Source organism: Rheinheimera baltica, from assembly GCF_030731985.1.
Lineage (GTDB): Bacteria > Pseudomonadota > Gammaproteobacteria > Enterobacterales > Alteromonadaceae > Alishewanella > Alishewanella baltica.
This window is the reverse complement of the sequence record NZ_JAPJDY010000002.1, coordinates 578,357-590,804: the sequence shown is the minus strand read 5'-3', so window position 1 is coordinate 590,804 and position 12,448 is coordinate 578,357. Positions and strand designations below refer to the sequence as shown.

The window sequence follows — 12,448 nt, the reverse complement described above, 5'->3', positions numbered from 1 at the left end:
GGCGCCGATGATACGGCTGGCGGTGCCGTCAATGGCGAGTCCGATAGGGTAGCTGTCAGCTTCAGGCTGGGTGATGTAGAAAACGGTACTCAAAGTACTGTTTTCTGCGGGTCCATAAGCATGAATCAACCGCAGTGGTTTACCCGCCTGCAGCACTTTGTCTACAGCTGATTTATCCATCTGTTCACCACCAAAGAAAACCTGGCGAACCTGGCTGAAGGTCGCGGGTGCATGATGGGCGAGCTGATTAAAAACAGCCGTGGTCAACAGCATTGAGGTCACGCCATGTTTGTTCAGTGCAAGAGCAAATGCCCGGGCATCCAACATGGTGGTTTTATCAATAAATTGCAGGCGGGCACCATTGAGCAATGCCCCCCAAATTTCAAAGGGCGCTGCATCAAATGCACAACTGGCTAGCTGAGCCACTACATCATCTGATGACAGTTGCATGTACTGACTGTTTAACACCAGACGTGCGATACCCAGATGGCTGATCATAACCCCCTTTGGGGTGCCGCTGGAGCCAGAGGTATAGATAACATAAGCCAGACTTTTGTCGGCAGACATTGCCGGCAGCGGTAGATTGGTATCGTCAATGCCAGTTAGAGTCGGATGTTGATCAAGATACAGGGTCATAGTGTCTGACCAGGCTTCGAGAACACAATACTCTGTCTGGGTGACCAGTAAGGTGGCATTAGCATCGTCCATCATAAATTGCAGCCGGCTTGGCGGATAGTCTGCGTCCAGAGCAAGATATGCTGCTCCGGCCTTACACACTGCCAGCATGGTTAGCACAAGATCGGGTCCCTGGGGTAGGCCGATCGCGACCAGATCCCCCGGCTGCACTCCCAGGCTTACCAAGCAGCGGGCCAACTGGTTAGCCTGTTTATTAAGCTGGTTATAGGTCAGCTTATATTTGTCATTTTGTAGCGCTATTGCATCGGGTTGTTGTTGTGCCTGATATTCAAATGCAGTGGAAATCAGCTGGTCTTTCGGATAATGCCCTGCTGAGATTTGTCTGGCTTGATGAACCAGCGTTTGTTGATGTTCTGTTAGGCAGGTTAGTTGCCCAAGTTGTTGTTTGGCTGGGTTTAACAGGTCAGCAAGGATAATGCATAGCTGCCCAAGTAAATCGTCGGCAAAGGTGCGCTGATATTTTTCCGGTTGATATTTGAGAGTGAGTTCATACTCGTTGCCCGGGATAATTTGTAGTGTCAGGTCATATTCGGTTTGTTCCAGCGACGTTATCTGAGAGACATTAAGACCTTCTTCTCCTTGATGAAACAAAGCTTGATCAAGCGGGTAACTTTCCAATACCAGCAGTGTATTGAATAGCGGTGCGCTGTGATCTGAACCCGACAGCTGCTGGATCCTGCTTAGCGATAAATACTGATATTCACTGGCTTGCAGTCCCATTTGGTGAATATGTTGTAGCCAGTGGCGAACAGATTGGTCGGATGTTGTTTGGATACACACCGGTAAGGTATTGATAAACACTCCTGCAATATCTTCTACCCCTTGCAACCCGGCAGGTCGTCCGGAGCTGACTGCTCCAAAAGTAACAGAGCTACTGCCGGTATATATACCGAGCAACAAAGCCCAGGCGGCCTGTAATAAGGTGTTGGTTGTGATCTGTAACGAGCGGGCTCTTGCTTCAAGATCGCGGCTTAGGGATGCGTCAAGACGACGGACAATGTCTGTGCTTGTTTGCGTGATGTCTACTGGTTGGTAGCTGGTAATACCGCAACCGGGCTCAGCTTGCGCCAGATATTCCCGCCAGAAATTTTCCGCCTCACTGAGGTCTTGTTGTCCCAGCCATTGCAGGTAGTGGCTAAATTGTGGTGCAGGGGGCAATGCCGTTGTTAGATCGTGCTGATAGAACTGGCTTAAATCCCGGAATATTAAGCCGACAGTCCAGCCATCAATAAGTGCGTGATGACAAGTCCAGAGCACACGGGTGGTTTTATCGTCCAACCGTACAAGCGTGAAACGCATCAGCGGGGCTGCTTTCAGATCAAATCCTTTTTGCTTATCTGCAGCCAGTAGCTGGTCAAATAGGTGTTGGTGATCATCGCTCTCGTTTCTCCAATCTAACAGCCGCCATTCTAGTGGCTGCTCTGAAACAACCAACTGATGCTTCGCTTCGCCGATAAAGCGGGTACGGAAAATGTCATGCCGCGCAATTACCTGCTGCCAGGCCGCCTTAAACCGGCAGATATCTAGGTGCTGTAATTCCATCACCAACTGACTGACATAAATAGACTCACCAAGCTCAGTGTTAAACAGCATGCCTTGTTGCGTTGCAGTGGAAGGATAGAGATTTTTCAGGGTTGGGTGCTGTTGCTGCAGGCTGTTAATGTCATGCTGGCTCAGGCGCAATAACGGAAAGTCACCCGGGGTAAAAGTCGTCGAGGTTTGTTGATAGCAATGTTGCACAACGTCAGCCAGAGCCTTAATAAGCAATGTGCTAAATTGGTTTAGGGCGGCCGCATCAAACTGAGTATTATTGTAGGCCACATCGAAAACCAACTGGCCCGCTCTGACCCAGGCATTTATTTCAAGCAAATATTCCCGTTCCCGCAGCGGGCTGACGCGGCTTCCCGGGTCGTCACTTTTCAGCGTGAACTTATGTCCGGCGGCTATGGCCAGATCTAGCTGTCCCAGATAATTAAACAGAATTGGCGTCTGCGTGTCAGATGGCAAGCACGCTGACCATGGTTTATCACTAAGATATTTCAATAGGCCATAGCCTAAACCATGGTCTGGAATCGCATTTAGTGTTTCTTTTGCGGTGATAATAGCACTGCGAATGTCGCCGGACTTTGCTACGTTCATCGCGACAGGGTAAATACTGGTAAACCAACCCAGTGTTTCACTGATGTCGGGCGAACCGTCTGGCTGTGCTCTACCATGGCTTTCGAGGTCAATTTTGAGGCTGGTTTGCCCTGTCCATTGTTGCAATGCAAGACTAAGGCTGGCGATTAATAAATGATTAATCCGGGTGTTGTACGCAGTCTGGGTACCACTAATTAACTGGCTGGTGTTTTCAGCATCCAACTGACATTGAATGTGGGTTGTACAGGCATGGGTGTTGTTTGCTATGGTAAAAGTAGTCACCGGTAACGCCGGCGCAACGGCCGTTTCCTGTGCCACCCAGTATGCACGTTGTGCTTCTATCTGCTCTGAATGGGCAAAATCCTGCAGCCACAGCGCCCAGCATTGCTGAGAAGCCGTCTTCGCCGGCAGGTTAATATGTTTGTTTTCGCACAATTGCAGATAGGCATTCTCCAGATCGGCCAGAAGAATGCGCCATGACATGGCATCAACGATAAGATGATGGCAAACTAACAGTAATAAGTTGCTGTGATCTTTGACATTGTTTATCAACAAGGCTTTGAATAACGGTCCCTGATGTAATACAAATTGTTGTTGTGCTTGTTCGCACAGTTGGTTCAGCTGAATATCGAAGTCGGCGCCAACTTTGTCTGTCTGATAATAATCCACTGCGTTGGCCAACCAGTCGGCAGTGCCGTCCTGGTATTGTAAGCACCATTGCCCGTCAATGCTTTTCGCAGTCAGACGTAAATTATCATGCCGTTCTACCAGCACCTTGAGCACCGTTGTCAGCATAGTTTGATCAAACACTTTCGGGGCTGTTAGCAACAGAGACTGGTTGTAATGATGCATGCCCTCTGTTGTTGCCTGAAAAAAAGCCTGCTGGATTGGTAGCAAGGGCAGGTTACCGCGAACTGGTTGTTGATCAACAATCGCGCGTGGTTCTGCCAGCGCTTGTGCCGCTAGTTCACGAACTGTCGGATGTTCAAACAATGTTTTGGCGTTCGTGTTGAAACCGGCTTCATTCAGCCGCGAAATCAGCTGAATGGCCAGGATCGAGTCACCCCCGGCGGCAAAAAAATTGGCGCTGACACTTAAGGGTTCCACTTGCAGCAGCGCTTGCCATATCTGCAGCATGTGTTGTTCTGCTGGAGTGGCAGGCAGCTCAATGTTTTCGCCTAGTTCAACGCTGGGCGCTGGCAGGGCTTGGCGATCCAACTTGCCGTTAGGCGTTAAAGGCAGCTTATCGAGGATAATCACATGCTGGGGTTGCATATAGGCGGGTAGCAGGGGCGTAAGGGCTTCTTTCACCTGCTGCGGGCTGGTATTAGTTCGGCCAACGGTATTGCAGACGATATATGCCAGCAGGCGTTGCCGCTCAGTGTCTACAACGGCCACAGCGTCGATGATTTGTGGGATAGTTAGCAAGGCACTTTCTATTTCGCCAAGTTCTATCCGGTAGCCACGCAGTTTTACCTGTGTATCAGCGCGGCCAATAAAATCCAGATTGCCATCTGTACGCCAGCGTACCAGATCACCGGTTTTATAAAGGGTACCATCAAGAAACGGATGTTGGATGAACTTGTCTGCGGTCTGTTCGGGCAGTTGCAGGTAACCCATACATACGGCTGGCCCACCAATATAAAGCTCACCCAAGCTGCCAACCGGCGCCAGTCGTTTAAAGCGGTCTAACACGTATAGGTTGGCGTGCTGGCTTGGACGGCCAATCGGCACCTGATGAAATTGCTCAGTCAAACTGGCAAGATCAAACAGACTGCTGATACAGGTGCATTCAGTCGGACCATAAGCATTAAATACCCGAATATGTTTACCAGCATAAGTTTGCCATTGCACCGCGGCAGACTTGTTCATGGCTTCACCCCCTGCAATTATTATGTGCAGGGGACTATGCTCTGTCGTTAGCAAAGCGGGATGATCAAGACAGAGTTGATGCCAGAAGGCCGTTGGAACACTGGCTACAGTTATCTGATGGCGGCTGATAAATTGCCAGAACTCAGCACCACCCGATAAAACGAGCTGATCACGCATTACCAGCGTACCGCCATTAAAAACAGAGGCGCATAGCTCTTCCAGAAAGATGTCAAAGGAGGTTGAACCAAACTGCAATACCCTATTTTGTGCAGTGATGCCGTAGTCCTGTTGAATAACATGGCGAAAAGCCAGCACGTTTCGATGGCTAAGTAGCGTACCCTTTGGTCTGCCGGTGGAACCTGAGGTATAGAGCAGGCACATCACCTGAGCGTTGGAAAAGGTAATCAGCGGCTGGGTGGCGGGAAGATTGTCCAGTTGCGCTTGGGCAAACAAGTCGGCAATTTCCAGTTTACGTGCGGTGATATCAGGCAATTTCTGCCAATGGCAACTCTGGCCCAGCAATAACCTGACACCGGCATTGTCCAGCATATAAATGATGCGGTCTATTGGGTAGTCAGGGTCTATTGGGACGTAAGCAGCACCGGCTTTCAGAGTTGCCAGCAGGCTAATAATCAAATCAATTGAACGGCTGAATAATAAACCAACAAAATCTCCTGGTTTGACGCCATGCCGGATTAACATCCTGGCCAGTAAATTCGCTTTTTCGTCGAGCTCACTATAAGTGATTGAATTCTCTGCACAGATCACGGCGATGCTCTCAGGTTGCAGAGCTGCATAACACTCAAATTGTTGCTGCACTGAGTGCAAGCTGGCATCCACTTGTTGCGGCTGCCCAGAAAATTGCTGTAACTGCAGGAGTTCCTGTGCTGGTAAAAGCTGGAGGTTTGCTATTGCCGCCTCTGGCTGTGTGAGCAATGTGTCCAACAGATAATCAATGCGCTGGAACATGCGTTGAATATCTGCGTCATCGAAGTAGTCACGTCGGTAATCAATCATCAGTTCCAGTTGATGAGACTTACCATATTCCCACAGTGTAAAAGTAATTGGAGTAATCTCGTGATGATGACTGAGATAGACCAATTCAGCCTGATGGCCATTAATTAATAACTGGCTGTCCAGCTTGAGATAATTAACCGAAATGTCGTACAGCGCGTCTTTGATACCAAGGTGTGCTGCAATTTGCCCGATGGGGGCACGTTGGTGGCGAAACACTTTCTTTTGCAGCGTCAACAGCTGCTGGCACAAGGCCCGAAAGCTTAGAGTTGAATCAAATAAGACTCGTAGCGGACTAATACTGGTAAAAATACCGATCATCTGTTTTTGGTCATGGCCTTGGCGATTATGTGCAGGCATACCAAAAACCAGATCAGCGGCCTGATGAAATCGTTCAAAGTAAACTGCTAGTAACGCTACTAGAATTTGGTTTACCGTCACGCCAAAAGCGGTCGCAGCTTGCTGAATACTCTGGTATTGCTGTGAACTTAACACCCTGCTGATACGAACACTGGGGGTATCGGTGTGTGGTTGTGACCTAAACTGGTGTAAAGGTTCAAGCGGCTTCTGAGGGAACTGGTTACATTGTTCTGCCCAAAATGCCAAATCGCGGTGAAATTTGGCTGAGGACAGATAGTTCTGATCTTTGTCTGAAACGTCTTGCCAGGTCAGCGCACTGTGGTTTGGTTCATCAAGGTCATTGTAAAGCCGGCCAAGACGATTGGCCCAATTTGCAAAGCCCCAGCCATCCATACAAAGGTGGTGGGCAAAACCGACATACCAGTAATGGTTGGCACTGATTTTGAGTAAGTAAGCGCGGTAAAGCTCAGTGTCAATAAAATCGATGGGGGTTTCAAACAATTGTTGGAGCCAGTGACGTGCTTGCGACTCACTGTCGCAATACTGACTGAAATCAATCAGGGGCAGTTCAGCTGAGCGGATATCACTGATGTATTGTTCGGCAGCACGCTGATGAGACTGCACAATGCGGATGCCAAAAGCCTGATGCTGGCTAATCAGACGCCGATGAGCATCCTGCAGCCGTTGCTCATCAAGGTTTAGGATGCTGATATATCCACCCACGTTGTAAAGCGGGCTTTGCGGATAATGCAACTGGTCAAAATAAATATCTTGCTGAGATAACGTAAGAGGAAAACTAGCCTTGCCCATCATAAATTCTCACAATCTTTGGTTGTTAGATATCAGTAAGAAATTATGCTCGGCTGAGGTTTTTTTTTAACTCACATATCTACTAGGGCGGTCTGTGTAAATAGTGGGCTTTATCTGCGTAAAAAGCCCACATTATCGATACAAAAAATTATCCAACCTTGGTGGCGGGGGGGAGCACTTGTATTTCGGCGGCAGGTCGGAAGTGACCATTTTGCATTTTGACGACATGGTCAGCCACATCAAAATAGCTGTCATCGTGACTGATGACGATGATGGCTTTCCCTTTGGCTTTTAACTCAGGCAGGATGCGTCGGTAAAAAATTTGTTTAAATTCAGGGTCTTGATCGGCTGCCCATTCATCAAACAAATACAGGTCTTTATCTTCCAGGTACGCGATTAGCAGTGCCAGTCGCTTTCGCTGGCCATCAGACAGCGCCAAAGTAGAGAACTTCCCCTGATGAATTTTCACCTTATCGCTCAGACATAGCTCTTCAAGATAATCCTCTATTACTGCAATATCCGCATTTTCTGCTTCACCAAGTAGTTGATCAAAAAGATAAAAGTCAGAAGTGATAGCGCAGATTGCATTACGGTATGAGGCTACATATTTGTGGTCGATCGGCAGATTGTCCAGATAGATATGGCCACCCAATGGCAAGTAGTGGCTGGTGATAAGCTTACCTAAAGTGGTTTTTCCCGAGCCGTTTCCCCCAACAATAAAAGTGATGCTGCCCTTGTTGACAGTAAGGTTCAGCGGGCCGATTTCAAAACCCGGCTCTTGATCTTTGGATGCATAGCGATAGGTCAGATTGCGCAATTGAAACTGCTGCCACTGCGGTAGCGGTTTGATATCGGTGTCGATATCTTCGATAGGCAATTCAGCAAATAATTTTTCTACTTTAGCCAGGGAAATATTGGAGCTTATAATTTGCGGTGCAGCATTCACCACAACACCAATCGGACCTGTAATATATAACAGGACCATAATGACCCCAAACATCTCTTGCTGGGTAATGGTGTGGTAATTTACGAAAATAAACGCTAAAAATCCAATCACAAAAAAGCTCAGAATATCGCCATAATTTAGGGCTATCCGCATAATGGTAAAACCTGTTTTTTGTGCTCCCCTTACGTCGTCTTCGGTTTTACATAATACTTTTTCCATGTAAGCGTTGCGTTTTCTCTGGCACAGTTTTAGTTCTTTAATGCCGTATATATTGCCGTGAATAGCGTGTTGCAGTTCATCAACTTTTTCTCTGGCGCGGCCAATGTATTTTGAACCCAATAACAGTGGCAGTTGGAAGGTGATGACGCCAAATAGCAGAGCGCCGCAAAAAAATATAAATACCTCGGTGTTCAGATAAAGTAGAAACAACATCATGCCGAGCACAGTAACTGCACTAATCAGCAAATCAGGTAACAACTGTGCTCCCTGGATAATAGTCCGCACATCGGTTGTAATGGAGGCAATTAATTGTGGGCCCCCGACAGATTCCAGTTTATTTAACGGCGCTCGCAGGATTCGGTTGTAGTACTGACGGCGTAGGTCTGAAGCCGCATCTATTGCAATCCTTGTTAAAATCAACTCGGCAAAAGTACGCGCGGCCATCACCAAAATACAGGCAACCAGAAACAAAGCAGCGAAACTTGCTTTGCTGACTTCCAGCGTCAGAAATGTCACAGGCTGCTGTAAGGCTTCCTTAAAGCCGTCAACAGCAGTGAAACTGTTCATCACTAGTGGAATCAGCATGGCATAGGCGAGGCCAGCCAGCGTCCCGAGTAATAAGGCGGAATAAACTTTTGGCGGTGAAATTGTCGTCAGGATGTTAAATATCTTCATGGTTACTTTCCTTGGGTCGAGGCCTTGGGTTTCAGGATCAGCTGACTCTTATGCCCGCTGGCACCAAGTTCCAGATACTGACCTTCGATAAAGGCTTTCGCCATGTCGTCATAGTGGATACTGGCAACATTGCCAGACTGACCGGTAGAGTTCATAAGCAGGTGCTGCGGTTGGTCGCTGCCGAATTGGATGATATGTCTAAAACCTGGGCCAACGGTTTGCACATAGCCTTCATCGATGCTGTAATTCATTGATGAAAAGTTGATACTGTCTGCAGATCCGCCGCGGGCGAATGAGCGGTCAAAGAACATATCCAAGCCTTTAACGTGGGTAAATGGTCTGTGTTTATAAGCGACCCGATGCACCTTACCCCATTGCCAGCTTTGTAAATCTGTACCCAGTTTTTTGTTTAGATCAGTCAGAGCAGCCTGCAGCGACTGTTTTTTTATCTGGTTGCAATCTTCCAGTTCCGGGGTGCTTTTGTCGTCGCACCAGTCAAAGGAATTGTCTGACAGCGCACGACCAATCCGCTGTAAGGTACTTTGCTCAACAATTCTCTGAAAACGTTCAGTTAAACCTGGATTGCCCCAGTGGCTGACCATATTGTCTGAAAACAATGCAGTTTTTAAATGACGCATCCAGGAAAAAAATATCGTGGGTGCGATCTGGTCTGCGGCCGTAGAACCATTCCATTTTGACAATACATCGACGGCAGCTTGAACTTGTTGCTCATCACTGCTGAAGGTCAGTAGTGTTGGTATCAGTTTAAGTGCTTGGCTATCCAGCAGATCAAGCTGAAAGTGCTTGTGATCGGAAATTGACAATTTTTGGCCCCGCTGGATTGGACCTGATAGCAGGTCGTTAATGCGCTCAGCACGTTCAGGTTCGGCCCAATCTTCAGAAATAAAATACGGATAGGTTGAGTTAGTAACCTGGTTGTTAGCTGATAGAAGGTAGCCTTGGCTAGGATTCAGTGAAACCGGCATTTCGTTTTTAGGGATAAAGCCAGACCAGGTATATTCAGGATCCCAACCCGGCACAGGAATGCTACCATTTCCTCTACCGCGTATTGGAATATCACCAGTGCCGAGATAGCCAATATTGTCTTTCTGATCAATATAGAACAGGTTCATCGCAGGCGATCGGTGAAATGACAGCGCATCGTTAAAGCTATCCCAGTCATGGGCATAGATTAGACGATAGAAAGCTTCGAAGGATGTATCACCAATTTGTCCCCCCACCCAACGTAACGACAACGGTTGCCTAATTTCACTAATTAAATCGGAAATCACTGGGCCATGATCTGTTTCACGGATCTGGATTTTGAGTGGCTCTAATGGCTCGCGTAAAAAAGCAGGAAAATCGGCTTTAACTTTAATCAGTTCGGTCCTGATGTTGAAATCGAGCCATTGGTCGCCCCGACGATACTGATTGGTGTTTTGTGGGTTAATCTGCTCGAAATATAAATCCATCGTGTCGGCTAGCATATTGGTAGCGCCCCAAGCGATGTGCTTGTTCCGCCCTAGCATCACCAGCGGAGAACCAACCATCGACATGCCGGTGGTATGAAAATGCTCGCCTTGCACATCAACGATGTACCACATCGACGGTAATTCCATATTGAGATGTGGGTCGTTTGCTAATATTGCACGCCCATTTTTACTGTGCTGTGCAGCAACCACCCAGGCATTACTGCCGATATGTTTACCGCCAAAATTCCATTGGCTATGTAAGTCCTGCGACAATTGCGACAATTGCGCCAGTACAGCCATCGTGTCCTGGGGTGCTTTGGTTATTGCGGCTACTTGTTGTTTGCTGTCGACACCATACAATGTATTCACCTTGGCTTTACCCAAAGTTTCGGTCAGCATTAGCCGATTCAGGTCTTCCTGAAAATTACCCGACATGCTCAAACCGAACATTTTCACCCAAGCAAGTGAGTCTGCTGGTTGCCAGGGTTCAGGTTTGATATCGAGTAAGGTGAATTCCAGAGGCAATTGCTTCGCCTGGGCCAACCAGCTATTGATACCGTCAGCATATGCCTGCAACGATTCCTGCGCCGCAGGACTCAGTGCGGGCAATGATTCAATTGCAGTGTTATAAATTCGTAATGTACGAATGTAGATGTCAAACCCTGAGGCACTTTTACCAAAGACTTCACTCAAGCGACCTTGCGCCATTCTACGTTGAAGTTCTAGCTGCCATAACCGGTCTTGCGCATGCATGTAACCGACGGCAAAAAAGGCATCCTGATCAGTTTTGGCTTTGATTGATGGAATGCCATATTGATCTTTTGAGATGACAACCTGCTGCTGCAGCCCGGTTTTGACTATCACATCCTGATTATTCGGCAAGGAGCTATGCAGGTAAATATATGCCTGATAAAACAGGAAAATAGCTGGCAGCAATACAGAAATTGAAAACAAAGTCAGGATGGGACGGGAACGATAAGGGTTACCAATTGAAAATTTCATAGATCACCATGCGTTGACGAACTCTAAATGGCCGCTATGCGGCCATTTACTTATTTGCGCTAGGCGGCAGATTTCACAAAAGATACACCACGCAGGTTTTCGGTCAGTACACGATTGTGCTGGTACTTGTCTTCACCCGAAACAACGACGACGCCGTATTTCTCCAGCGACATCACGCTACCGTACTCGTCTACCGTGTCGGAATCCGGGTAAACCTTGACGCTTGCAGGCACGTAACGAGATGTGAAGCCAAGCCGTGTTTGATCTTTGGTGATGTTTGGCAAAGAGGCATGCATCAGAGTCGACCAGAAAATAACAAATTGACCGGCTTTCATTTGAATGGAAACCGCTTTTGATTCGTCAGGTTTGAAGTTGGGATCTTTTTGCAGATTGCGGTAGTCGTAACCGAAAAAGCCGCGCTTGATACCGTCTTTTTCCAGATTATTTTCGTTGTTCGGATCGTATTTCATCTCTTTAGTTTCATCGTACATCATCTCTTCCTGAGTACCAGGCATGAAACGGAGGCAGCCATTGTCTTCGGTTGCATCGGTAAGGGCAGTCCATACTGTCAGGGCACCACCAAAATTAGAGCCGTTTGGCCAGACAATTTGTGGTTTGCCAGAGGCATGAGCAAATGTATCTGCCTGATGCCAATCTGTGCCTTCATCCCCTGGATATTTAGGGAACATTTCTGAACGCCAGCACAAAATATCCGGCCCTAACACTGCGGCCAGCTTGTCAACGATTTCACTACGCATGATATGGGCGCTTAGCTCATCAATATCCAGATGACGGTCATAACCGGCGATGCGACTCTTGTTGTCCAGCTCATAGGCTGCCTTATCACGGTCAAATAATTGGGCGCGAATCTGTTTATATTTAGCTTTGATCTCTTCAGTATCATACAAATCGAACGGACCGATAAATCCTTGTTCGCGAAACTTTTGCAGGTCTTCAGCACTTAGGGCGAATTGCTTACTCATGTAATTTCTCCTTGTTAAAAGTGGGGCAGTATTAGGCTGCTATATAGTGTTCTACCCAGCCATTGATGGTGGGGTTGGCCATTAACTTACTGGTGGGTACTGACCTTTGCAGTTGTTCTTCGATTTGAATTTGTAAATCGACAACTGTCAAAGACGACGCGCCAACATCAAAAAAATCCTGATCCGGGGCGATGTTCCCGAGGATTGATTTGCTTTTAAAAGCATTTAAAATGATGGTTTTTATTTCATGTTCCGACATG

The 12,448-nt window shown here is 47.5% G+C and carries 5 protein-coding genes; all 5 read right to left on the bottom strand.

The window, feature by feature from the left end; all coding sequences use genetic code 11:
• On the bottom strand, nt 1-6,894 hold a 6,894-nt coding region (locus tag ORJ00_RS05505), incomplete at its 3' end, for a non-ribosomal peptide synthetase (RefSeq protein WP_306139227.1).
• A gap of 145 nt (nt 6,895-7,039) precedes the next feature.
• Nucleotides 7,040-8,731, bottom strand: coding sequence for a cyclic peptide export ABC transporter (locus ORJ00_RS05500; RefSeq protein ID WP_306139225.1), 1,692 nt, complete (start codon nt 8,729-8,731; stop codon nt 7,040-7,042).
• A gap of 2 nt (nt 8,732-8,733) precedes the next feature.
• On the bottom strand, nt 8,734-11,205 hold the full coding sequence (locus ORJ00_RS05495) for a penicillin acylase family protein (protein WP_306139224.1): 2,472 nt from the start codon (nt 11,203-11,205) through the stop codon (nt 8,734-8,736).
• Between the two features lie 59 nt (nt 11,206-11,264).
• A complete protein-coding gene (locus tag ORJ00_RS05490) occupies nt 11,265-12,188 on the bottom strand; it encodes a chlorinating enzyme (RefSeq protein ID WP_306139222.1) in 924 nt (307 codons plus the stop codon).
• A gap of 31 nt (nt 12,189-12,219) precedes the next feature.
• Nucleotides 12,220-12,447, bottom strand: coding sequence for an acyl carrier protein (locus ORJ00_RS05485; protein WP_306139221.1), 228 nt, complete (start codon nt 12,445-12,447; stop codon nt 12,220-12,222).
• Between the last annotated feature and the right edge of the window lies 1 nt (nt 12,448).

Excerpts from the sequence above, each read along its gene's own strand:
- ORJ00_RS05500 (WP_306139225.1), bottom strand. The coding sequence starts at position 8,731 with ATGAAGATATTTAACATCCTGACGACAATTTCACCGCCAAAAGTTTAT.
- ORJ00_RS05495 (WP_306139224.1), bottom strand. The coding sequence starts at position 11,205 with ATGAAATTTTCAATTGGTAACCCTTATCGTTCCCGTCCCATCCTGACT.
- ORJ00_RS05490 (WP_306139222.1), bottom strand. The coding sequence starts at position 12,188 with ATGAGTAAGCAATTCGCCCTAAGTGCTGAAGACCTGCAAAAGTTTCGC.
- ORJ00_RS05485 (WP_306139221.1), bottom strand. The coding sequence starts at position 12,447 with ATGTCGGAACATGAAATAAAAACCATCATTTTAAATGCTTTTAAAAGC.